This window comes from Stenotrophomonas sp. JAG2, from assembly GCF_041080745.1.
Lineage (GTDB): Bacteria > Pseudomonadota > Gammaproteobacteria > Xanthomonadales > Xanthomonadaceae > Stenotrophomonas > Stenotrophomonas maltophilia_AA.
The window spans coordinates 1-23,881 of record NZ_JBEUMH010000017.1 but is presented as its reverse complement, the minus strand read 5'-3'; the positions used below and the strand labels follow the sequence as shown (position 1 = coordinate 23,881).

Here is a 23,881-nt window from a genome sequence, read left to right as displayed (position 1 = left end):
AGGAGGCACGCATGGCCGCGTCGCGTATGCCGAAGATCGGGTGTGCCGGCTGGTCGATCCCCAGCCGCTACGCCACGCACTTCGGGCCCGGCGACAGCCTGTTGGCGCGCTATGCGACGCGCTTTGACGTGGTGGAGATCAACTCCTCGTTCTACCGGCCGCACCAACGCGCGACCTACGCGCGCTGGGCGGCCACCGTACCGGCCAACTTTCGCTTCTCGGTAAAGCTGCCGCGGACCATCTCGCACGATTCCGGACTGGTCGGCGTGGGCCCACTGTTGGACCGCTTTCTGGACGAGGTGGGTGGACTGGGGCGTACGTTGGGCGCCCTGCTGCTGCAGTTGCCACCATCGCTGGCACTGGATACGCGCCGCGCCGGGAGCTTTTTCCGCGCGCTGCGTCGACGCACCCCGGTGCCTGTGGTCTGCGAGCCCCGCCATGCCAGTTGGTTCAGTACGCAGTCCGATGCGCTGCTGCAGCGCCACGCGATTTCCCGGGCCGCGGTGGATCCGGCGCGCGTTGCCGCCGCCGCGCTACCGGGCGGCGCGCAGGGCTGGCACTACTGGCGCTGGCACGGTTCGCCGCGCATGTACTACAGCGACTATCCCGAGGCCGCATTGGCCTCTCTGGCGACACAGGTCATACAGCAGCCCGGGCAGGCGCAGGCACCGTGGGTGATCTTCGACAACACCGCCCATGGCTTTGCGATCGCCAATGCCCTGCGCCTGAAGGAAATCACCACGCATGCCTGAAGGTCCTTCCATCGTCATCCTGCGGGAAGCGGCCGCCAAGTTCCGCGGCAAGACCGTGCGGCTGGCCACCGGCAACAGTTCGCTCGACCTCACCCGCATGGAAGGCCGCCGCGTGGTCGCGCTGCGCAGCTGGGGCAAGCACTTCCTGATCGAATTCCGCGGCTTCAGCCTGCGCGTGCACATGCTGATGTTCGGCAGCTACCGCATCGATGAGCGCAAGCCCTCGCCACCGCGGGTGTCGCTTCAGTTCGACAATGGCGAGCTCAACATCTATGCCTCGTCGGTGAAGTACATCGAAGGCGCGCTGGCGGACACCTACGATTGGCGCGGCGATGTGATGGATCCGGCGTGGGATCCGACACTGGCGCGACGTAAACTCAAGCAGCAGCCGGAGACGTTGATCTGCGACGCGCTGCTGGACCAGGACATCTTTGCCGGCGTGGGCAACATCATCAAGAACGAGGTGCTGTTCCGTACGCGTGTGCATCCCGAATCCACGGTCGGCGCGCTGTCACCGCGCAAGCTGGGCGAGGTCATCAAACAGGCGCGGCAGTACAGTTTCGACTTCCTGGACTGGAAACGGCAGTTCGTGCTGCGCCAGCACTGGCTGGTCCACACCAAGCGCACCTGTCCCCACTGCGGTGGCCCGCTCAGCAAGACCTACCCGGGCACGACCCGGCGGCGGACGTTCTTCTGCCCGGTCTGCCAGGTGCGCTATGGCACCGCGCCCGCCGTACGCAAGGCTCCGCCGATGCCACGCAAGGCCCCACCGACGCCACGCAAGGCGGCGCCGAGGCGTTCAGCCAGGTCCGTGCGCATGGCGTAGGATGGGGTCACACGTGCTTGCGCGCGTCCTGCGCGATCGACACCTGATCGCCCCCGCTCCTTTCTCCGAGCCCTTCATGCCGATCCCGGAATGAAGGCTCCCGTGTCCCACGGAGCGCACATGCCGGGCTATACCACCCGCATCCTCACCATTCCGGTCGGCGGCCACGACTTCCGCATCCGCGCGCTCAGCGACCTGCAGCAGTTCTCCGATCCCACCGGACGCGCCGAGCGCGCCGGTATCCATTCTTCGCTGTGGAGCCTGTTCGGCCAGATCTGGCCGGCCGGCCGCGCGCTGGCCGACACCATGAGCCACTTCGATGTGGCCGGTAAACGCATCCTGGAACTGGGCTGCGGGCTGGGCCTGTCCAGCCTGGTGCTCGCGCATCGGGGGGCCGACGTCGTTGCGACCGATCACCATCCCCTGGCCGAATCGTTCCTTGCCTACAACGCGGGGCTCAACAACCTGCCGGCCGTCAGCTATCGCGACCTTCCCTGGGAAGTTCCCGATGGCTCACTCGGCCGCTTCGACCTGATCATCGGCAGTGACATCCTCTACGAGCGGGGGCATGCCCATCAGGTCGCGGCAATGATGCTGCGGCATGCCAAACCCGTGGCCGAGCTGCTGATCACCGACCCCGGCCGCGGCAATGTCGGGTCGTTCTCGCGTGGCATGGCCCTGCAGGGCTTCGACGTGACCGAAGAACTTGGGCTGTTCGAGGACGAGGGCAATGCGCCGGGCAATGGCCGGTTGCTGAGCTATCGGCGAGGTGCGGTCCGACCCGTGGCCGCGGCCTGAGCGCGGGCGGGGCGTGTTGCGACAACGCTGCGCTCCCGTGACGCGGCGTGCAGATCGGCTGTCGTAGGCTGTCGCCGTCCAGATGCGGCCGAGGCGGCCGGGAGTAGCCCGATGCGATTTCTTCCGCTGTCGATCCGCGACGGCCTGCGCGCCCACAGGAAGCACGCTTGAGCCCGGCGCCCACCGCGCCCGGTACGCGCCCACGTACGCGCTCGATGATCATTGCCGGCCTGTCGACGGTGGTGGAGTGGTACGACTTCACGCTCTACCTGTACCTGGCCACGGTGCTGTCCCGCGTATTTTTCGGCGGTGGCGAGAATGCACTGCTGGCCACGCTCGCCGGCTTCGCGGTGTCGTACCTGATGCGTCCGTTGGGGGCGCTGGTGTTCGGCCACCTCGGCGACCGCTTTGGTCGACGCTACATGCTGCTGGCCTCGATGCTGCTGATGACCGTGGCGATGCTCGCCACCGCCCTGCTGCCCACCTTCGAGAGCATCGGTGCCGCTGCCGGTGTGCTGTTGCTGCTGCTGCGCTGCCTGATGGCGTTCTCGGTGGGCGGCGAGTACACGGGCGTGGTCGCGTATCTGCTGGAAACCGCGCCGGTGCGCCGTCGCGGGCTGGTGACCTCGCTGGCCTCGGCCGCGAGCGAAGTAGGGGCATTGCTCGCGGTCGCGCTGTCGGCGCTGACCGTCGCGCTGCTCAGCACGGCGCAGCTGGATGGCTGGGGCTGGCGCATTCCGTTCTTCGTCGGGGCAGCACTGGCCGGTGCGATCCTGCTGGCACGCTCGACCATGCATGAATCGCCCGAGTTCGAGCGCCAGCAGGCCGAAGGCACCGTGCCGGTGTCGCCGATCCGCGACACCTGGCGCCACCACAAGGCCGCCATTGCACGCACGTTCGCGATCTCCGCGTTGGGCTCGATCACCTATTACGTCGGCATCACCTATGTGCCCGCGTTCCTGGGTTCGGCCGGCCAGGTCGGTGAATCGGAGGCGTTGTGGTTGTCCACGGTCGCAGCGGTGGCGGTGATCGTGGTGACCCCGCTGGCGGGCGCGTTGTCGGACCGGGTCGGGCGCCGTCCGGTGCTGATCGCATTGGCCGTGCTGTCGGCCCTGCTGCCGCTGACGATGTTCTCGCTGATGGCCGGCGGCAGTACCGTGGCGATCGGCTTGGCGGCGGTGGTGCTGGCCTGCCTCGCGGGCGGCGTGAGCGCGGTGGCGGCCCCCGCCACGGCCGAGCAGTTCCCCGGGGAAGGGCGACTCAGTGGCCTGGCGCTGGGCGTCACCATGGCGACCGCGTTCTTCGGTGGGGCAACGCCGTTGCTGGCCGAGCTGCTGGTGCGGCATACCGGGTGGTCGTCCGCGCCCGGCGCGATGATCGCGGTGGTCGCGGTGCTGGTGCTGCCGGTGATGTGGACGCTGCGCGAGACGCGGCCCCGGTAGTGCCGGCCGCTGGCCGGGGAAAAAAAACGGGCCGCCCGAAGGCGACCCGTTCGTTCAACTCAGCGATGTCGCCAGGCCTCAGTACTTCCAGCGCAGGCTCAACGCGACGAAGCGCGGTTCGCCGTAGTTGTTGTAATCCAGGTTCGCCCAGTAGGTCTTGTCCAGCGCGTTGCGCACGCTGAGGGTGGCCGTCCAGCTGTCGCTGATGCGGTAGTTGGCATTGAACTGCACCAGCGCGTAGGCCGGCTGGTTCACCGTCACCGTGCCGCCGAGCGGATAGGGGATGTTGTAGCCCTGCACCTTGCCCTGCCACTGCACGCCCGCGCCCACGCTCAGGCGCTCCAGCGCGCCGCGCAGCCGCACCTGGGTGTTGAGCTGCAGCAGATCTTCGGCCGGGTTGGCGTACAGCAGATCGGTGGCCGCGCGGGTCACCTTGACGTGGGTGAAGCCGGCATTGACCGTCCAGCCCGGCAGGATCTCGCCGTTGACGTCCACTTCCCAGCCGCGTGCCTTGGTGCCGTTGATGCCGATGTACGCCGAGCTGCCATCGCTGAGCGAGCGCTCCGGCACGCTCGTATCGAGTACCGCGTAGTTGTCCTGCTTGGCCTCGAACACCGCCGCGTTGGCGGTCAGGCGACCGTCGAACCACTGCGACTTGATGCCTGCTTCCAGATTGGAACCTTCCACCGGCGCCAGCAGGTTTTCGTTGCGGTCCTTGAAGTTCTGCGGGTTGAAGATTTCGGTGTAGCTGGCATAGGCGGCCACCTGCGGGGTGATGTCGTACACCAGGCCCACATAGGGCGTGACTTCATCGGTCACTTTGTAGGCGCCGCTCGTGCCGGTGTACGCACCGGCCGCGTTGTAGGCACGGGTCAACGTTTCCCAGCGGCTCAGGCGCGCACCGGCGATCAGCGCCAGCGGATCGGCCAGGCGCAGGCGGGTAGCCACGTAGACGCCGCTCTGCGTGGTCTTGGCGACGCGACGTGCGCCGGTACGCGAGTAGGTCACTTCGGAGATGTCGCCATCCCACGCGCGGATGTCCGGGATGTAGTAGCAGCGCTCGGTTCCGCACCGTGCCCAGTCTGTGGGGTAGCGCAGCGCAATGGTGTTCGTGGTGCCCTCGATATCCGCCCACTGGCCGCCCACGGTCAGGTCGTGTTCGCGGCCGAACAGGGTGAAGGTGCCACTCAGATAGGCATCGACGTTGCGGCGGGTGTCTTCCGAATCGCCGGCGGCGGTGCGCAGGAAAATGCCCGCGCCGGTGGCCGGATCGGGGTAGCCGCTGCCGTACACGCGCACGTTCTGCACGTTGCCCTGGATGTAGGCGGTGTTGATCTTCAGCAGCCAGTCCTCGCCGAAGCGCTGTTCCAGGTTCGCGAACGCGGTGCTGGTCTCGCGCTGCCAGTAGCTCCACTTCGGGGCGACGTTGGTCGAGCGCGGCAGGTGCGCGAAGTTGCCCTGGCTGTCGAAGAAGGGCACGGTGCCCCAGGTCGAACCGACCGGATTGTTGTCCTGGGTCTGGTAGCCCACGGTCAGCGTGGTGCTGTCGGTCAGGTCACCTTCCAGCACGGCCATGCCGGCCATCTTGTTCTCGTGGTAACGGTCGTAATACAGATCACGGTCGGTATAGGCGGCGACGACGCGGCTGCGGAACCGGCCATCGGCGGTCAGCGGCGCGGTGACATCAGCTTCCATGCGCTGGTAGTCCCAGCTGCCGGCGCTCACTGCGAAGGAGGCATCGAATTCCTTGCCCGGTCGCTTGCGCAGCAGGTTGACCGTGGCCGACGGCACGCCGGCCCCGCTCAGCAGGCCGTTGGCGCCGCGGATCACTTCAACGCGATCGTAGAAGGCGGTGTCGTATTCCTGGTTGGTCGAGCCGCTGTAGGTGGGGATGCCGTCCACCTGGAAATCGGTGATGGCAAAGCCGCGCGCGTAGTACAGCGGGCGCTGGGTGTCATAGAAGGAGACGCTGACGCCGGTGACGTTGCGCATCACGTCGTTGATGCTGAACAACGATTCGTCCTGCAGCCGCTGCAGGCCGATCGAGGTCGCCGATTGCGGGGTTTCCTGCAGGCTGATCGGCAGACGCGTGGTGCTCGAGGGCATTGCGCGCGCACCGACCACGCTGACTTTGTCCAGCGTCTTGGCATCGGCACTGCCACTGGCGTCGGCCAGCGCATCGGCGAAGGCCTGCGGAGCGGTCAGCGACAGGGCGGAAAGCAGGGCCAGGGCCAGTGGGGCACGGCGGGAGCGGAGCGGGTGGGCGCGGAGGGACATGGGGGTCTCTGGACGGGCAGTAAGGAATGAGGGCAGCAGGCAGGCAACGCCGGCGCGCAGGCGCCAGGCACAGGGCAGATCCATCCTGGGAAAGGCAGGGCGTGGGGCAGCTCCGGGGTGACGGCAGTCCGTTGAGACCGTCAACCGCCCGAAGCGACAACCCTGCGATGCGTAAATGTAAATCGTTCTCAGTCGCTTTACAATTCTTGAACAATCGTCCGCGTCGGCGTAGAGGGGCCGAGCAGCGGGGAGAGGCCCAAAAACGCAACCGGCCACCGCGAGGGTGGCCGGAGGGAAACCGTGGCGAGGGCCCGCAGGCCCCGCCGGGGCAGGCTTACAGGGCCTGCAGTTCTTCGTTGGCGTTGCGCTTGGCCTCGGCCGGCTTGGCGGCCGGCGGCGGGGTCAGCATCACCGCCGGGCTGGTCGCGCCTTCCAGTGGCACGTCCAGGTAGGGCAGCTTCAGCGTCTCGCTGGTCAGGCGGCGGATCTCATTGGTCAGCGCGGGACTGTCGTTGAGCTTGCGGCCATACGACGGCACGATTTCCTTCAGGCGTGCTTCCCAGCCCGCGGCCATCTGCTCGGGGAACGCCTTCTTGAGCAGGTCGAGCATGATCGGCGGCGAGGTCGAAGCACCCGGCGAGGCGCCGAGCAGAGCGGCCAGGGTGTGGTCCTGATCGGTCACGATCTCGGTACCGAACTGCAGGATCGGACCCTTCTCCGGGTCGTTCTTGATGATCTGCACGCGCTGGCCGGCGGTGACCAGCTTCCAGTCCTCACGCTTGGCGTTCGGGTAGTACTTGACCAGCTCGGCCTGGCGGTCGTCATCGTTCAGGCGCGCCTGGCCCATCAGGTACTTCACCAGGTCCAGGTTCTCCAGGCCCACGTCCATCATGCCGGCCACGTTGTTGTGGTTGACCGAGGAATACAGGTCGAACCACGAGCCATGCTTGAGGAACTTGGTGCTGTACAGCGCGAACGGCCCGAACAGCACCACCGGCTTGCCATCCAGCTTGCGCGCATCCAGATGCGGCACCGACATCGGCGGCGAGCCGGTTTCGGCCATGCCATAGGCCTTTACCGAATGACGCCCGGCGATCGCCGGCGACTGGAAGGCCAGGAACTGGCCCCCCACCGGGAAACCGGCATAGTTTTTCGATTCCGGAATGCCCGACAGCTGCAGCAGCTTGAGCGCGGCGCCACCGGCACCGATGAAGACGAAGCGCGACTTGAGGGTGGATTCGGTGTCCGAGGCCAGGTCCTTGACCGTGACGTTCCAGCTCTTGTCGTCGTTCTGGCGCAGGGCGCGCACTTCATGGTTGAGGTGCAGCTTGAAGTTCGGGCTGCGTTCCAGGCCGGCGGTGAGCTGGCGGGTGATCACCCCGAAGTTCACGTCGGTGCCCAGCGGCATCCAGGTCGCGGCGACCTTCTGCTTCGGGTCGCGGCCTTCCATAAGCAGTGGTGCCCACTGCTTGATCTGCGCGGCGTCCTCGGAGTACTGCATGCCGTAGAACAGCGGGTTCTTGACCAGCGCCTGCTGGCGCTTGTGCAGGTAGGCGATGTTCTCATCGCCCCAGACGAAGCTCATGTGCGGGGTCGGATTGATGAAATCGCTGGGCTGGCTCAGGCGGCCTTCGCGGACCTGGTGCGACCAGAACTGGCGCGAGATCTCGAACTGCTCGGCGATGCCGACCGCACGTTTGGTCTCGATGCTGCCGTCGGGCAGTTCCGGGGTGTAGTTCAGCTCGGCGAACGCGGAATGGCCGGTACCGGCGTTGTTCCAGCCGTCCGAACTTTCCAGTGCGACCCCGTCCAGGCGCTCATAGACCTGGATGTTCCAGTCCGGTTGCAGCTCCTGCAGGAAGGTGGCGAGCGTGATGCTCATGATGCCGCCGCCGACCAGGACGACGTCGACCGGCTTGTCGTTGCCGGCAGCCGGGACCGAACGCTGATGCAGCGGCCAGTACAGGAACAGTGCCGCTGCCAACAGCAACACCACGAGCAGGCCGAGGACGACCTTCGCTAGTTTTTTCATGGGGATCTCAGGTAGGGAGACATGGGAAGGATGCCGCCGCTGCCGGGAACGCCCGTGAAGACGGGCGTCACAGCGGTACCTTGGAGGCGATTTTAGCCCTTTCCGGTACGGATTTGGTGCAACGCAGCATCCGGTGGGTGTGCCGCGCCGGGTCAGTCGCTGGCCAAGGTGAAGTATTCAAGAAGGAAATAGCTGGCTTGATAGATCAGCGCTATCAGTGCCAGGGCCAGGTGGGCGCGGCGCTGGCGCAGGACGATGCCCAACCCCGCGATCGCCAGCATCACCACCGTGTGGACCCAGTAGGCATCGCCGAGCATCTGCCAGCGGCTGTGGCCCTTGATGGCGGTATCGACCAGATCGAGCAGGGTGACCAGCGCCAGCATCCCGAAAAAGCCGCCGCGCCGCTGCAGCAGGTAGTTCTCATAGCTGCCGAACTCGCGTACATCGTCGGGAAACAGCAGGACGCAGAGCAGGTACCAGGCGGCGCAGTAGGCGATCACGAACAGATACAGCTCGAACGTCCACTGCCGCACTTCACCCAGGCGGAATTCCCACCACCAGAACGTCACCACGGAGATCAGCGCCCAGACCACCCAGCACAGGTGGATCCACGACCAGCCGCGGCGCTTGGGGTGTTCGATGATCCCGGCCAGGCCGCGCAGCAGGGTGGTGATGCTCAGGCCGAGGATGATGCTGAGCACCACCCGGATGTGCAGGTAGACCGGATCGCTGTCCATCGAGACCCCCACGGCTGGATGGCCGATCCTGCACTGGGCCGAGTCGGTGGCCTGTGTAGGGCAGGGCTGGGCCGCCGCTTTTACCGCTTCCGCCGCACCAGCGTCGCCGAGGCCGCCAATACCGCGCGGGTCAGCAGTGCCATGGTCTGCACGTCGCCCTTCCAGTGCTGCCAGTACAGCGGCACGTCTTCCCAGGCGCGCTGTTTCATGTGCACCAGCCGGCCGGCATCGAGATGGCGCTTGACCAGCGGCAGCGGGTTCATGGTCCAGCCCAGCCCGCCGAGGTTGGCCTGGACGAAGGCGCGGGTGGAGGGAATCCACCAGGTCGGTGCGGTCAGCGGCAGGTCGTTGCCGGCCAGGCGGCGGGCGAACCGGGCCTGCATGTCGTCCTTGCGGTTGAACACCAGCACCGGCGCCTGGGCCAGCGACTGCGCGTTGACGCCCTTGGCGAAGTACTGCTCATGGAAGGCCGGGGTGCAGGTGGCCGCATAGCGGATGCTGCCCAGCGCGTGGATCTGGCAGCCCTGTACCGGCTCGTCCAGCGTGGTCACCGCGCCCAGCACGGCGCCCTGGCGGAGCAGGGCCACGGTGTGGTCCTGGTCCTCCGAGCGCAGGTCCAGCGTGGTGCCGGTCTGCCGCGCGAACTGCAGGGCGGCCTCGGGGAACCAGGTTTCCAGGCTGTCATGGTTCACCGCCACCGGGATGCTGGCGTGGGGCAGGTCCTCATCGGCGATGCCCATCCGGTGCAGGGCATCGTGCTCGAGCAGGGCGGTCTGCTCGGCCAGCTGGACCAGCACCTGGCCCTCGGTGGTGGCCACCGCCGGGGACGAGCGCTTCACCAGCAGGCGACCGACCCGGTCCTCCAGCGCCTTGACCCGCTGGGAGACCGCCGAGGCGGTGACATTGAGCGACTGCGCGGCACGCTCGAAGCTGCCTTCGCGGATCACTGCGGCCAGGGCACGGAGCTGGGCATGGTCGATGCGCATGATCTTAAGTTCGGCTAAAGATGGTTAAGTAAGTTTAGCTCTACTTTTTAATGTTGCGGCGCGACAATATGCGCCATCCGGTGCTGTACGCCTTGGCGAGGCACCGCCCCCTAGCAAGACACAGGTGGTATCCCATGTTTTCGATCCTTTCCGGCGGCGCCGGGCTGAGCGCGTGGCTCAGTGGTGCCGCAACCGGCATCGGCCTGTTCGCGGTGGTCGGCGCGCAGAGCGCGTTCATCCTGCGCCAGGGCATCCTGCGCAAGCACATCATTCCGGTGGTGGCCACGTGTGCCGCCATCGATGGCATCTTCATCTTCGCCAGCGTGGCCGGCCTGCGCACGCTGACCCAGGCGGTGCCGTGGCTCACCACGGTGGTGCTATGGGGCGGTGTCGCCTTCCTGGCCTGGTATGCCTGGCAGTCGGCGCGACGCGCGCTGGCCGGTGGCGGCGGCATGCATGTGGACGACGGCGACAGCACCTCGCGCCGCGCGGTGCTGATCTCGGCGGTCGGGTTCTCGCTGATCAACCCGCACTTCTGGCTGGACATGATGGTCATCGGTGGCATTGCCGAGAACTTCGGCAACGCACGCATGGCCTTCGCCGCCGGCGTGTTCACCGCCAGCTGCCTGTGGCTCACCGCCCAGGGCCTGGGCGCGCGCCTGCTGGCCCCGTTGTTCACCAAGCCCAAAACCTGGCGCATCCTCGATGGCACCATCGCGGTGATCCTGTCGATCCTGGCGCTCAGCCTCGCGTTCCGCGGCATGCATTGAACTCTCTCCTCGATGCAGGCCCTGGAGATGGCACCGTTCGCGGTGCCATTTTTTTTGGAAAACGCCGCTGGTTGACCCGCCGCGCTTGCGCCTAGAATCGCCCTTCCGGACACGATGTCCAGTGGAGCAGGGGGGAAGGATGAAGCGTGCATGCGTGTGGGGAATGACCGCGCTGTTGGCCATGACGGGCCAGGCCGGTGCGGTGGACCTGGAGCACTATCTGCGCCGGGATACGTTTACGGACATCAAGATCTCGCCGACCGGCGCGTTCTATGCGGCCACCATTCCGATGGAGGACCGCACCGGGCTGGCGATCGTGCGACGCGAGGACGGCAAGCTGATCGGCTCGTTCGTTCCGCCGAAGAACAACCACGCCAATGACTTCGATTGGGTCAACGACAAGCGCGTCCTGATCGGGTTGGCGGAGAAGTTCGGCTCGCTCGACGAGCCGCAGCCGACCGGCGAACTGTTCGGCATCAATGCCGACGGCGGGCGGGGCGAGCTGCTGATCGGCTACCGGGTGCAGAGCCGCGGCCCGGGCACGCGCATCCAGCCTAAGAAGGTCGAAGCGGTGGCTGCCTTCATGATCGATGCGCTGCCCGACCAGGACCGCCGCGTGCTGGTCAAGGTGATGCCGTTCTCCGTCGATCCGTTCACCTCGGCCGAGCGCCTGGACGTCAACAGCGGCCAGCGCACGCCGGTCGCGCGCGCGCCGGTGCAGCGCGCGGACTTCGTCGCCGATGGCAAGGGGGAAGTGCGCTTCGCCGACGGCGCCGCCGGTGACAACGTCAACAAGCTGTACTACCGCGACGGCGCCGGCGCGGCCTGGAAAATGATCAACGATCAAGGCGTCAGCCAACGGATCGAGCGGGCGCTGGGCTTCTCCGAGGATGGCAGGCTGGCCTACCTGCTGGTCGAGCAGCCCAGTGGCCCCGACACGATCGTGTCGTGGAACCCGGCGACCGACGAGCGCCGCGAACTGCTGCGCGACGAGGTGGTCGACCCGGCCAAGGTGATCTACCGGCGCGGGACCTCGATCCCGATCGGAGCGCTGTACCTGGGCGACAGGCCGCGCACCCGTTTCTTCGATGAAACCTCGGCCGATGCCCGCCTGCAGCGCAGCCTGGAGCAGGCCTTCGGCGGCCAGGCGGTGTTCATTACCTCGTCCTCGCGCGACGGCAGGCTGGCGATGGTGCAGGTCTGGTCGGGGAGCAATCCCGGCGACTTCTACGTGTTCGATACGCAGGCCAAGAAGGCCGATCTGGTGGTGAGCCGCAGCCAGTGGGTGGATCCGGACACCACGGCCGTGGTGCAGCCGATCGCGCTGAAGGCCCGCGACGGGATGCCGTTGCACGGGTTCGTCACCCGTCCCAGGGGCAGCGAGGGCAAGCGCCTGCCGATGGTCGTCATGCCGCATGGGGGGCCCTTCTTCGTGTACGACGACGGCGCCTATGACATGGAAAGCCAGCTGCTGGCCGCCGCCGGTTATGCGGTGCTGCAGGTCAACTTCCGGGGGTCGTCCAACTTCGGCCGGGCCCATGCCAACGCCGGCAGCCGGGAATGGGGCGGTGCCATGCAGGACGACCTGACCGACGCGACCCGCTGGGCAGTGGCCGAAGGCATCGCCGATGGCGCGAAGGTCTGCATGTACGGTGCGAGCTACGGCGGCTATGCGGCCTTGATGGGCGTGGCCAAGGAGCCGTCGCTGTACGCGTGTGCGGCGGGCTATGTCGGTGTCTATGATCTGCCGATCATGTACACCACCGGCGACATCCAGCGCCGTGGCTCGGGCGAGACCTATCTCAGGGAATGGGTGGGTGACCGCACGGCACTGGCGGCGGTATCGCCGGTGAACCTGGCCGGGCGGATCAAAGTGCCCGTGTTCCTGGCCGCCGGTGGCGAAGATGAGCGCGCTCCGATCCTGCACACCCGGCGGATGGAAGCGGCACTGAAGAAGGCCGGCGTGCCGGTGGATACGCTGTACTACCCCACCGAAGGCCATGGCTTCTACACCGACGCGCATCGCCGCGAGTACTACACCAGGCTGCTGGCCTTCCTGTCCAACAGCCTGGGCGGGCAGACCGCCACGGTGTCGACGCCGGCCCAGCCCTGAGTTCGGCGCGCAGGAAACACCGCTTCAACGACAACGGCACCGGAAGGTGCCGTTGTCGTGTGCGCAGCAGGCAGGACTCACTTCACCCCGTGCATCATCCGCTTCAGCAGCGGCGAGCAGATCAGGGCGACCGCGGCGCAGCCCAGGCCGATCCACATCAGCAGCCAGAACAGGTGCTCGTAGCTGGCGGCGGCGCTGGCGATGTCCATGGTCTGGCCTTCCGGCACCTCGATCGCGGCGAGCTTGCCGAACAGCGCGGCCAGCGTTTCCGAGAACGCGGTGGCCAGGAACCAGGTGCCCATCATCAGGCTGACCACGCGCGGCGCGGCCAGCTGGGTCACCGCCGAAAGGCCGACCGGCGACAGGCACATTTCGCCGATCTCCAGGATCAGGTACGCCAGCACCAGCCACCACACGCTGGCCATCTGCCCGGTCGCGCCGACGTGCTGGGCGGCCAGTGCCAGGGGCACGAACGACAGCGCGGCGAAGACCAGGCCGATCGAGGATTTGACCGGCTTGGACGGGTCCATGCGGCGACGATCCAGCCACGCCCACAGCATCGCGAACAGCGGCGCAAGCACGACCAGGAACAGGCCGCCGAGGTAGGTCAGCGAGCCGGCGGTCTGCGGGATCACCAGGCAGTCGCGGATCAGCATCACCAGCATCGCAGCGACGATGGCGATGAACAGCGTGCGGGGTGCGGACGAGCCGGGGCTGCGCTCGGACAGGCGCGCGGCCACCACGAACCCCAGCGGTGCCAGCAGCAGCGAGGCGATCGACCACGGCAGCGGCGTACCGCCCTGGATCACCAGCGAGGGCACCAGATCCTTGGTCAGCAGGCGATCGGTGAACGTGACCCACGAGCCGTAGGTCTGCTCGTACAGGGTGAAGAACACCAGCGCCATGAAGATCAGTGCCATCAGCGCGATCATCTGCTGGCGCTGCACCGGCGTGCAGCGGGTGCCGGTGAACCAGGCGAACCAGACCAGCACGCCACCCAGCACGACGATCATCAGCATCAGCGCCAGGCTGATTTCCCCGCCGAGCGCGAACGCGCCATTGGCGGCCGCCCACATCAGCGCGGCGACCGGAATCACGCCGAGCACGGCCACCGCATAGATCAACCATTCGCGGCGGATGCCCAGCACGCGCTGGCGCAGTGCCGGCAGGTCGGACGGTTCGGCATGGCCCTGCAGGTATTTCTGCCCCCAGAGGAACATGACCAGGCCGATCACCATGCCGATGCCGGCCGCGCCGAAGCCGTATTTCCAGCCGTACGCTTCACCGAGGAAACCGCACACCAGCGACGCGAACAGCGCGCCGAGGTTGATGCCGGCATAGAACAGCGAGAAGCCTGAATCGCGGCGTGGATCGTTTTCCGGGTATAGCTTGCCGACGATGGTGGAGATGTTGGGCTTGAGGAAGCCCACGCCCATGATGATCAGCGCCAGCGAGAGGTAGGTGATCCCCAGTGCGGCGTCATCGCGCACCACCGCACCATCGATGCGGACCGCTGCATGTCCTTCGAAGGCCATGCCGAGATGGCCGAGCACCAGCAGCACGCCGCCGAACACCACGGCCTTGCGCATGCCCAGCCAGCGGTCGGCGAGCAGGCCACCGAACACCGGAATGCAGTAGACCAGACCACCGTAGGCGCCGAGCAGGTCCAGGCCGGCCTTGTCGCCGAACAGGTGGTATTTGGTGAGGTACAGCAGCAGCAGCGCCTTCATCCCGTAGAACGAGAACCGCTCCCACATCTCGGTGAAGAAGCAGATGTAAACGCCCTTGGGATGGCCGAGGAAGTCGTCGGTCGCGGTGGAGGTCGAGGCGGCGGGCAGGGCGGCTGCGGTCATCGAGGGATAGGGCAGGGCGGACAAGGGGGCGAGTATAGGCCCGGGGCGAAGGGTCGGCCGTGCCGGGTCTGGCCGCTCCGCTGTGGTAGTGCCGGCCGCTGGCCGGCAGCCTCAGCAGTCCGGCATCGCGCGCTTACAGATAGCGAAGCCAGGCCAGGTCCCGCCGCCGTGCCTTGAATCGCGCGAACGCCCGCGTCGGCCAATACAGCGCCAACGCAAGCCCGGCGGTCACCAGCCACAGCGTCGCCACGTGGTCGACGGCGAAGTACCCGCCGTGGGTCTGGCCCCAGCGCGCCTCGGCCAGCACGTAGAGCAGCTTCAGCACGTACAGGTGCAGCAGGTAGAAGAACATCGGTGCCGCGCCGATGTCGGCCAGCGGTGCCAAGGCCCGGGCCACGCGCGGCTGCTCGTACAGGCGCAGCAACAGCAGGCCGATGCCCAGGGTCAGCAGCAGGAACAGCAGCGAAGGCGGGTACTTGGTGACGTTGAAGAAGCTCATCACCGTGCCGCCGGCGCTGGCGAACGACTGCCATGGGCTGTCGCCGTAGACGTTGACCGCCCGCAGCATGACGAACGCCAGCAGCGCACCGGCGCCGGCCATCCACAGGCGCCGGTGGCGCAGGAGGCCATCGCCGCCACGCGCGAACCACGGGGCGATCACCCAGCCCAGCGCAATGACGGCGATCCACGGCAGCACCGGGTAGGAGGTGCGCAGGCGCAGCCCGTCGGTCACAGCGATCCAGTCGCGCTGGTGCAGCACCTTCCAGAGCACGGCCAGTGCACCGTCGCCCTGCACGCGGATGCCATCGAGCAGGTTGTGCCCGGCGATCACGGCCAGTGCCAGCACCGCCAGCGCGCCGCGTGGCAACCACAGCAGCCCGGCCAGCGCGATCATGCTGATCCCGATCGCCCAGATCACCTGCAGGTAGACCACGCTGGGCGGGAACTGCAGGGTCCAGGCGAAGTTGACCACCAGCAGCTCCAGCACGGCCAGGAACAGGCCGCGCTTGAGCAGGAAGGCCGACGCGGCCCGCCGCCCGTCCGGCTTGCCGCTGGCGTACAGCCAGGCCGACAGACCGGTCAGCAGCACGAACACCGGGGCGCACAGGTGGGCCAGCAGCCGGCTGACGAACAGCGCCGGCTCGACCTGGTCGACCGCCATCGGGTCGCCGACCTGCTGGTGCATATAGAAGGTTTCGCGCACGTGGTCGAGCAGCATCAGCACGATCACGGTGCCGCGCAGCTGGTCGATGGAGGTCAGGCGGGAGGTGGGGGAAGACGTCACAGCAGCGCCGGGTGTTCGGTGCGATAGGATATAACATAACTAAAATCGATGGACCCGGCCTTGGACCTTGCCGAGTCCGGCGTGTCGCGGCTGCGTCGGCACGCGTAGCTCAACAGGGGCCTCGATCAGCTGGTGCAGGGTTGCCGGCCAGCGGCGGGCACTACTGGACTTGCCCGTACATGAACGCTAGCGTGGCAGGGATTTTTTGCCAGCAGGGGCTTCCATGAACAACGACGCTGCGCCACGCCAGCTCACTTTCCGCGCGGTGGTGCTTGCCATCGTGCTGGCGGTGATTCTGTCGGCCGCCAACGCCTACCTCGGTCTGTTCGCAGGCCTGACCATCGCCACCGCCATTCCCGCCGCGGTCATTTCCATGGGGGTGCTGCGCCTGCTCGGCGGTGGCACGATCCTGGAAAACAACATCGTCCAGACCGGCGCCTCGGCCGGTTCGTCGATCGCCGCCGGCGTGATCTTCACGATCCCCGCGCTGGTGATCATGGGCTACTGGCCGGACTTCAAGTACTGGTGGGTGCTGGGCATCGCCGGCCTGGGTGGCCTGCTGGGCGTGCTGTTCTCGGTGCCGCTGCGCCGTTCGATGATCGTGGAAGATCCGCTTCCCTTCCCGGAAGGCAAGGCCGCCGCCGAAGTGCTCAAGGCCGGTGAAAACCCGGGTCCGGGCCTGAAGATCCTGGCGGTGTCGGCGGTCATCGGCGCCTTCGTCAAGCTGGCGGCCGAAAGCGGCCTGCGCCTGATTCCGGATGCCTGGGCCACCTCGGCCTACGTGGGCGGCTCGAAGATCAGCGCTTTCATCGGCACCAATCTGTCCCCGGCGCTGCTGGGCGTGGGCTACATCGTCGGCTTGAATGTCGGCATCGTGGTGGTGTCCGGCTCTATCCTGACCTGGCATATCGCCATTCCGCTGTACCAGGCGTTCTTCATGAACACCGATCCGGCGCTGGCGGCCTCGATCGCCACGGCCTCCTCCACCGAGGCGGCCTTCGCCATCTGGGGCGCGAAGATGCGTTACCTGGGCGTGGGCGCGATGCTGATCGGTGGCGTCTGGACCCTGATCTCGCTGCGCAAGTCGCTGCTCAATGGCGTCAAGAGTGGCTTCGCCGCGGCCCGCAAGAGCGGTGGCCCGGCGCTGGCGGACACCGAGCGCGACCTGCCGATGAAGTGGATGCTGGTGGCGCTGGTCGTCTTCACCCTGCCGCTGCTGGCGCTGTACCAGGCCATCGTGGGCCAGTGGCACGTCTCGATCCCGATGACGCTGATCATGATCGTGGCCGGCTTCCTGTTCGTGTCGGTCTCGGCCTACCTGGCCGGCCTGATCGGTTCCTCCAACAACCCGGTCTCGGGCATCACCATCTCCACCATCCTGTTCGCTTCGGCGGTGCTGGTACTGCTGCTCGGCAAGGATGGCCTGACCCCGGTCGGCGTCGGCGGTGCACCGCTGGGTGCAGTGGCTGCGATCATGATCGGTGCGGTGGTGTGCTGCGCGGCTGCGGTCGGCGGTGACAATCTGCAGGACCTCAAGGCCGGCTACATCGTCGGCGCTACGCCGTGGAAGCAGCAGCTGATGCTGGGCATCGGCGCGTTCTCGTGCGCGCTGATCATGGCCCCGGTGCTGAACCTGCTGGCCACCGCCTACGGCATCGGCGTCAAGTCCGAGCTGCATCCCAACGCGTTGGCCGCGCCGCAGGCGAACCTGATGGCCTCGGTGGCCAAGGGTCTGTTCGGTGGCGAACTGCCGTGGACCTTCATCGGCATCGGCGCGGTGGTCGGCGCGGCGATCATCGCCTTCGACAGCTGGCTGAAGTCGCGCAACGCACGCTTCCGCGTGCCGGTGCTGGCGGCCGCGATCGGTATCTACCTGCCGCTGGAGCTGATGGTGCCGATCTTCCTGGGTGGCCTGATCGCCTATCTGGTGGAGCGTTTCCACAAGATCCGTGGCGACGACGAAGAAGGCCGCGACCGCGTGCACAAGCCGGGCGTGCTGTTCGCCGCCGGCCTGATCACCGGTGAAGCCCTGATGGGTATCGCCATCGCGGTTCCGATCGTGATCAGCAGCCGTGCCGACGTGCTGGCGCTGCCGTTCCACCTGCCGGGCGCGCAGTGGATCGGTCTGGCCGTGCTGTTCCTGGTCGGCTGGCTGATCTACCGCACCGGCAAGCGCGCGGTCGGTTCGGTCTAAAAGCCCCGGTCAGCGTCACGACAAGCCCCGCTCCGGCGGGGTTTGTCGTTTCTGTCCCCAGGCAAGGCGCCGGCATGACCGATGGCCTTTGCATGTGCAGCCCCTGCGGCCCTACCATCGGCGTTTTGCCGTTCCGCGGAGACCCCGATGAAACTTCGTTACGCCCTGCTGCCGTTGTGCCTGCTGACCGCGATGCCCTCGCTGGCGGCCACGCGTGGCCTGGATGTGCGCGACATGATCGCGCTGGATCGGGTCTCCAGCCCGCTGCTCACCGCCGATGGCGGCAACGTGATCTTCGCCAAGCGCGTGGTCGGTGCCGACAGCAAGGCCAGCACCGGCCTGTTCATCCGCAACCTGCGCACGCGTGACCTGGCCCCGCCCAAGCCGCTCACCCCGGCCGGCTGGAACGTCAATTCCGCCGCGCTGTCGGCCGATGGTCAGACGGTGTATTTCCTGAGCGCCAAGAACGGCAGTCAGCAGCTGTACGCGCAGCCGACCACCGGCGGCACCCCGCGCCAGCTGACCGATTTCCCGGTCGATGTGGACAGCTTCCACGTCTCGCCGCAGGGCGACCGCGTCGCCTTCAGCAGCGGTGTGTTCCAGGACTGCGGTTCGGACCTGGCCTGCACCAGCAAGAAACTGGACGCGCACAAGGCGCGCAAGAACACCGGTGAGGTATTCGACAGCCTGTTCGTGCGCCATTGGGACACCTGGGCCGATGGCCGCCGCAACACGCTGTTCGTGGCACCGCTGCCGGCCGCCAAGGCTGCCGCGGTGAAGGGTGCCTCGGCGATCAGCGCGACGCTGGCCGGCGATGCGCCGTCCAAGCCGTTCGGTGGCAATGACGATTTCACCTGGTCGCCGGACGGCAAGTCCGTGGTCGCTGCGATCCGCGTGGCCGGCAAGCAGGAGCCGTGGTCGACCAACTTCGACCTGTACCGCCTGGATGCCGAGGGCAAGCAGGCGCCGGTCAACCTGACCGCGTCCAACCCGGCCTGGGATGCCGGCCCGGTGTTCAGCGCCGACGGCAAGACCCTGTACTACCGCGCCATGAAGCGCCCGGGCTTCGAAGCGGACCGCTTCGGCCTGATGGCCATGGACGTGGCCACCGGCAAGACCCGCGAGATCGCACCGAAGTGGGATCGTTCGGCCGGCGAGATCGTGCTGTCCGGTGACGGCACGCTGATCTACACCAGCGCCGACGACATGGGCGAGCACCGCCTGTTCGGCGTCGACATCGCCACCGGCGAGGCCGAGGTCGTGGTCGACGGCGGCAGCATCGGCTCGCCGGTGATCGCCGGCACCACGCTGGCGTATACGAAGAACAGCCTGAAGAGCGGCGACCAGATCGTCGTGGCCGCCTTCGATGGTGCGAACCCGCGCGAGATCACCCCGAGCGCCGGCGAGATGCTGCCCGATGTCGCCTTCGGCGATTACGAGCAGTTCCAGTTCAAGGGCTGGAACAACGAGACCGTGCACGGTTACGTGGTCAAGCCGTACAACTACCAGGAAGGCAAGCGCTACCCGGTCGCGTTCCTGATCCACGGCGGCCCGCAGGGCAGCTTCGGCAACGGCTGGAGCTACCGCTGGAACCCGCAGACCTACGCCGGCCAGGGCTACGCGGTGGTCATGATCGACTTCCACGGCTCCACCGGTTACGGCCAGGCCTTCACCGATGCGATCAGCCAGCACTGGGGCGACCGCCCGCTGGAAGATCTGCAGAAGGGCTGGGCCGCGGCACAGAAGCAGTACCCGTTCCTCAACGGCGACAAGGCGTGCGCGCTGGGTGCCAGCTACGGCGGCTTCATGGTCAACTGGATCGCCGGCAACTGGAACGAGCCGTGGAAGTGCCTGGTCAATCATGACGGTGTGTTCGACCAGCGCATGATGGGCTACGCCACCGAAGAGCTGTGGTTCACCGAGTGGGAGCAGGGCGGCACGCCGTACGAAAAGGCCGCCAGCTACGAGAAGTTCAACCCGGTCAACCACGTGTCGGACTGGAAGAAGCCGATCCTGATCGTGCACGGCCAGCTCGACTACCGCATTCCGGTGGAACAGGGCCTGGCAGCGTTCACCGCCGCACAGCGCCAGGGCATCGAGTCCAAGTTCCTGTACTTCCCGGACGAGAACCACTGGGTGCTCAAGCCGCAGAACAGCGTGCAGTGGCACGACACCGTCAACGGCTGGTTGAAGCAGCACATCGGCGAATAAGCCGGTTTGAAGCGCCGCCCCCAGGGGCGGCGCTTTTGCATCGCTGGTGCCGGCCGCAGGCCAGCATCTGTATCTTCATCCGTAGTGCCGGCCGCTGGCCGGCATCTGCACCGCGCTTTCAGTACTCATGAGGTTGCCGGCCCGCGGCCGGCACGACCCAGGCACCCCATCTCCGTGAAAGCACCTGCCCTGATCCAGAACGACATCGTCGTCTTCGGCCTGATCGCCGCCACCCTCGGTGCCGTGTTCTGGACCGCCTCGCGCGAGCAGGGGCTGTGGAAGCGCTTCTACACCTACGTGCCCGCGTTGCTGCTGTGTTACCTGATTCCCGGTGTGTACAACACCGTTGGCCTGATCGACGGCCAGAACACCCATCTCTACAACCCGGTCGCGCGCGACATCCTGCTGCCCGCCGCGCTGGTGCTGCTCACGCTGGCCGTGGACATCAAGGGCATCCTGCGGCTGGGCCCGAAACTGATCGTGATGTACCTCGGCGCCTCGCTGAGCATCATGATCGGCGCGGTGGTGGCCTTCCAGCTGATGAAGTGGCTGCATCCGGCCACCGTCGCTGGCGATACCTGGGCCGGCATGGCCGCGCTGGCCGGCAGCTGGATCGGCGGCGGCGCCAACATGCTCGCCATGCGCGAAGTGTTCGACGTCAACGCGACCACCTTCGGGCAGTTCGCGGTGGTCGATGTCGGCGTCGGCTACGTGTGGATGGCCGTGCTGATCTTCATGGCCGGCCGTTCGGCGAAGATCGATGCGCGCAGCGGTGCCGACACCTCGGGCATCGACGCGTTGAAGCTGCGCATCCAGGCCTTCCAGGCGCAGCACGAACGCGTGGCCAGCCTCACCGACCTGATGCTGATCGTGGCCGTGGCGTTCGGCGTGGTGGGGCTGTCGCATGCGATCGCCGGGCCGGTCTCGGCGTGGTTCAAGGGGCACGTGGCCTGGGCGTCGCAGTTCAGCCTGGACGCGCCGTTCGTCTGGGTGGTGGTGATCTCCACCACCTGCGGCCTGGCGCTGAGTTTCACCCGTGCACGCAACCTCGAAGGTGCGGGGGCCTCCAAGCTGGGCTCGCTGCTGCTGTACTTCCTGATCGCCTGCATCGGCATGCAGATGGACCTGCTCGCGTTGCTCGACCGCCCGTGGCTGTTCCTGCTCGGCCTGATCTGGATCGCCGTGCACATCGTGCTGCTATGGGCGCTGGCGCGCGCGCTGAAGGTGCCGTTCTTCTACTTCGCGATCGGTTCGCAATCCAATATCGGTGGGCCGGCGTCGGCCCCGGTGGTGGCCGCGGCGTTCCATCCCTCGCTGGCCCCGGTCGGCGTGCTGCTGGGCACGATGGGCTACGCGACGGGCACGTATCTGGCCTACATCGTGGGCATTACCCTGCGCGCGATGGCCGGGCAGGGCTGAGGGCGGTAGTGCCGGCCGCTGGCCGGCAACCAGGCGATGCGTCACTTGTCCAGGAGGTTGCCGGCCAGCGGCCGGCACTACCGGGGATCAAGGCCGCCGGGAATGACCGCACGTGCGGATTTACGCCGCAAGAAGACCGCGTTCGACCAACCACGCCTTTGCATCTTCCGCATCCTGCTCGAACCAGGCTCTCGTAGACCCCAACCGATACGTATACCCCCACGCATCCATGTCGGCCATCAACCGCGCACTGCCGACACCGGCCAGTCTGCCGGCCAGCACGATCTGCAGGTAGCAGGTGGCGTCTTCTTCGGGCACCGAATCGGTGGCATCGGTATGTACCAGCGCACGCCGCTCCGGCGGCAGCACGATCAGGTGGCAAGCTTCGTGCAGCATCGAGTGCACCGGCGTGTCATCGCGGACATACACGTCGCTGCCGATGATGCCGGCCTCGGGTTCGCCCCAATAGCTGCCCGGAATCGGCGCGCCTTCGGCCACACGATGCAGGTGCAGATGGTGGGCGGCGAGCAGGGCATGGGCATCGTCGAAACGGATATCGCCGACGCGGGTGACCTGCGGTTCGGCGGTGGGGGCAGCGTCGTTCATGGGTTGCCGCTCAACCGCCCCTTCCGGTCCGGAAGGGGCGATGTCGATCAGGGCTGCTGCGGGCCTTCCGGCAAGGCGACGGAAATATCGAGCACGTCGTGCTCACCGTCCTTGACCAGATCGACCTTGACCGCATCAGCGTCGATGTTGACGTACTTCTTGATCACTTCCAGCAGCTCGCGCTGCAGCAGGGGCAGGTAGTCCGGGCCGCCGCGGTGGCTGCGTTCCTGCGCGATGATGATCTGCAGGCGGTTCTTGGCCGTTTCGGCAGTGGTCTTCTTTCGGTTCAGGAAATCGAACAGTCCCATGCTTACCCTCCGAACAGCTTGCTGAAGAAGCCTTTCTTCTCCACGGTGGTGAAGCGCATCGGACGCTCTTCGCCAAGGATGCGGCCCACCGCATCTTCGTATGCCTGGCCCGCCGCCGATTCGGGGTCCAGAATGACCGGTTCACCCTTGTTGGACGCATTGAGCACGTCGCCCGATTCGGGCACCACGCCAATGGCCTTCAGGCCCAGCACTTCTTCCACGTCGGTGATGCTGAGCATCTCGCCGCTTTCCACCCGTACCGGGCTGTAGCGCGTGAGCAGCAGGAAGGCCGGCACGTTCTTGCCGGATTCGGCCTTGTGGGTCTTCGAGTCGAGCAGGCCGATGATGCGGTCCGAGTCGCGCACCGAGGACACTTCCGGGTTCACCACCACGACCGCACGGTCGGCGTAGTACATCGCCAGGAATGCACCCTTCTCGATGCCGGCCGGGGAGTCGCAGATGACGTATTCGAAGCCGTCGGCGATGAGATCGTCGAGCACCTTGCGCACGCCTTCCTGGGTCAGCGCGTCCTTGTCGCGGGTCTGCGAGGCAGCCAGCACGTACAGGTTGTCGAAGCGCTTGTCCTTGATCAGGGCCTGCTTGAGAGTGGCTTCGCCGTGCACGACATTGACGAAGTCGTACACCACGCGGCGCTCGCAGCCCATGATCAGGTCCAGGTTGCGCAGGCCGACGTCGAAGTCGATCACCGCCACCTTTTTTCCACGACGCGCCAACCCACAGGCCAGGCTGGCGCTGCTGGTGGTTTTGCCGACGCCGCCCTTGCCGGAGGTGACTACGATGATTTCAGCCAAAGGATTTCTCCTGATTCTTCTGTTTGGGGGCTGCGTCAGTCCAGCGCAGCGATCTTGATCTGGTCCTGTTCCAGCCACACCTGCACGGCCTTGCCGCGCAGGGAGTCCGGGACATCGTCCAGTACCTTGTAGTGGCCGGCAATGGCGACCAGTTCAGCGTGGAATTCACGGCAGAAAATACGCGCCGTGGTGTTGCCTTGGGCACCTGCCAGGGCACGGCCCCGCAACGTACCGTAGATGTGGATGCTGCCGTCGGCGATCACTTCGGCGCCCGCGCCGACGGTGGCCATGACGGTCAAGTCGCAGTTTTCCGCATACAGCTGCTGCCCCGAACGGACATTGCTGGTCTGCATGCGACCGGGTTTGGGCGCGCCACCGGTGGCGACGGCGCTGGGCGCGGGCGCTGCAGGTACGGCGGCAGCGGCGGCGCGCGCGCGGCGCGGCGGCTCGGCCACCGGCG

At 66.8% G+C, this 23,881-nt stretch carries 19 protein-coding genes; 9 read left to right on the top strand and 10 right to left on the bottom strand.

Annotated features, from left to right (window positions below; all coding sequences use genetic code 11):
- The first annotated feature begins 11 nt into the window (after window positions 1-11).
- The 4 genes from AB9O74_RS17205 (at window position 12) to AB9O74_RS17190 (ending at window position 3,818) form a co-directional block, all read left to right on the top strand.
- Window positions 12-752: a DUF72 domain-containing protein gene (locus AB9O74_RS17205; RefSeq protein WP_346490061.1), complete on the top strand. Its 741-nt coding sequence runs from the start codon at window positions 12-14 to the stop codon at window positions 750-752.
- The gene (locus AB9O74_RS17200; protein WP_369350027.1) at window positions 745-1,578 is read left to right on the top strand and encodes a DNA-formamidopyrimidine glycosylase family protein; all 834 of its coding nucleotides are present in this window, start codon (window positions 745-747) and stop codon (window positions 1,576-1,578) included. Before AB9O74_RS17205 ends, AB9O74_RS17200 begins: the two co-directional genes overlap by 8 nt.
- Before the next feature lie 120 nt (window positions 1,579-1,698).
- A complete protein-coding gene (locus tag AB9O74_RS17195; protein WP_346479702.1) occupies window positions 1,699-2,376 on the top strand; it encodes a methyltransferase domain-containing protein in 678 nt (225 codons plus the stop codon).
- Window positions 2,377-2,591: 215 nt separating this feature from the next.
- Entirely contained in the window at window positions 2,592-3,818 is a 1,227-nt protein-coding gene (locus AB9O74_RS17190) for an MFS transporter (RefSeq protein WP_369350058.1), read from the top strand.
- Between the two features lie 78 nt (window positions 3,819-3,896).
- On the opposite strand, the gene AB9O74_RS17185 is transcribed toward AB9O74_RS17190, so the two are convergent.
- From AB9O74_RS17185 to AB9O74_RS17170, 4 genes are all read right to left on the bottom strand, one after another.
- Window positions 3,897-6,095 (bottom strand): TonB-dependent siderophore receptor, encoded by a 2,199-nt coding sequence (locus AB9O74_RS17185; protein WP_369350026.1) that lies wholly within the window; start codon window positions 6,093-6,095, stop codon window positions 3,897-3,899.
- A 334-nt stretch (window positions 6,096-6,429) separates the two neighbouring features.
- Window positions 6,430-8,127 carry a malate dehydrogenase (quinone) gene (gene mqo / locus AB9O74_RS17180; RefSeq protein WP_369350025.1) on the bottom strand — a complete coding sequence of 566 codons (1,698 nt, stop codon included), beginning with the start codon at window positions 8,125-8,127 and terminating at the stop codon, window positions 6,430-6,432.
- Between the two features lie 152 nt (window positions 8,128-8,279).
- A complete protein-coding gene (locus tag AB9O74_RS17175) occupies window positions 8,280-8,864 on the bottom strand; it encodes a hypothetical protein (RefSeq protein WP_369350024.1) in 585 nt (194 codons plus the stop codon).
- An 80-nt stretch (window positions 8,865-8,944) separates the two neighbouring features.
- Window positions 8,945-9,850 carry a LysR family transcriptional regulator ArgP gene (locus AB9O74_RS17170; RefSeq protein ID WP_176990085.1) on the bottom strand — a complete coding sequence of 302 codons (906 nt, stop codon included), beginning with the start codon at window positions 9,848-9,850 and terminating at the stop codon, window positions 8,945-8,947.
- Window positions 9,851-9,984: 134 nt separating this feature from the next.
- On the opposite strand from AB9O74_RS17170, the gene AB9O74_RS17165 reads away from it, so the two are divergent.
- Both AB9O74_RS17165 and AB9O74_RS17160 read left to right on the top strand, forming a co-directional pair.
- Entirely contained in the window at window positions 9,985-10,620 is a 636-nt protein-coding gene (locus tag AB9O74_RS17165; RefSeq protein ID WP_179459514.1) for a LysE/ArgO family amino acid transporter, read from the top strand.
- Window positions 10,621-10,759: 139 nt separating this feature from the next.
- Window positions 10,760-12,733, top strand: a complete 1,974-nt coding sequence (locus tag AB9O74_RS17160; protein WP_369350023.1) for an alpha/beta hydrolase family protein — start codon at window positions 10,760-10,762, stop codon at window positions 12,731-12,733.
- 77 nt (window positions 12,734-12,810) lie between these two features.
- Here AB9O74_RS17160 and AB9O74_RS17155 read toward each other — a convergent pair whose 3' ends face one another.
- On the bottom strand, window positions 12,811-14,586 hold the full coding sequence (locus AB9O74_RS17155) for a peptide MFS transporter (protein WP_369350057.1): 1,776 nt from the start codon (window positions 14,584-14,586) through the stop codon (window positions 12,811-12,813).
- 133 nt (window positions 14,587-14,719) lie between these two features.
- The gene (locus AB9O74_RS17150; RefSeq protein ID WP_369350022.1) at window positions 14,720-15,871 is read right to left on the bottom strand and encodes a DUF1624 domain-containing protein; all 1,152 of its coding nucleotides are present in this window, start codon (window positions 15,869-15,871) and stop codon (window positions 14,720-14,722) included.
- A gap of 223 nt (window positions 15,872-16,094) precedes the next feature.
- Between AB9O74_RS17150 and AB9O74_RS17145 the strand changes: the two genes are divergently transcribed.
- The 3 genes from AB9O74_RS17145 (at window position 16,095) to AB9O74_RS17135 (ending at window position 21,695) form a co-directional block, all read left to right on the top strand.
- A complete protein-coding gene (locus AB9O74_RS17145) occupies window positions 16,095-18,065 on the top strand; it encodes an OPT family oligopeptide transporter (protein ID WP_369350021.1) in 1,971 nt (656 codons plus the stop codon).
- Window positions 18,066-18,212: 147 nt separating this feature from the next.
- Window positions 18,213-20,276, top strand: a complete 2,064-nt coding sequence (locus tag AB9O74_RS17140; protein ID WP_369350020.1) for a prolyl oligopeptidase family serine peptidase — start codon at window positions 18,213-18,215, stop codon at window positions 20,274-20,276.
- 174 nt (window positions 20,277-20,450) lie between these two features.
- Window positions 20,451-21,695, top strand: a complete 1,245-nt coding sequence (locus tag AB9O74_RS17135; protein WP_369350019.1) for a DUF819 domain-containing protein — start codon at window positions 20,451-20,453, stop codon at window positions 21,693-21,695.
- Between the two features lie 120 nt (window positions 21,696-21,815).
- Here AB9O74_RS17135 and AB9O74_RS17130 read toward each other — a convergent pair whose 3' ends face one another.
- The 4 genes from AB9O74_RS17130 to minC form a co-directional block, all read right to left on the bottom strand.
- Window positions 21,816-22,301 carry a hypothetical protein gene (locus tag AB9O74_RS17130; protein ID WP_369350018.1) on the bottom strand — a complete coding sequence of 162 codons (486 nt, stop codon included), beginning with the start codon at window positions 22,299-22,301 and terminating at the stop codon, window positions 21,816-21,818.
- A gap of 47 nt (window positions 22,302-22,348) precedes the next feature.
- Complete coding sequence (gene minE, locus AB9O74_RS17125; protein ID WP_017355894.1) at window positions 22,349-22,609, bottom strand: cell division topological specificity factor MinE; 261 nt, start codon at window positions 22,607-22,609, stop codon at window positions 22,349-22,351.
- Between the two features lie 2 nt (window positions 22,610-22,611).
- Window positions 22,612-23,421: a septum site-determining protein MinD gene (gene minD, locus AB9O74_RS17120; RefSeq protein WP_088432112.1), complete on the bottom strand. Its 810-nt coding sequence runs from the start codon at window positions 23,419-23,421 to the stop codon at window positions 22,612-22,614.
- A gap of 35 nt (window positions 23,422-23,456) precedes the next feature.
- Window positions 23,457-23,881 (bottom strand): septum site-determining protein MinC (gene minC, locus AB9O74_RS17115; RefSeq protein WP_369350017.1); only part of this gene is annotated, 425 nt, incomplete at its 5' end.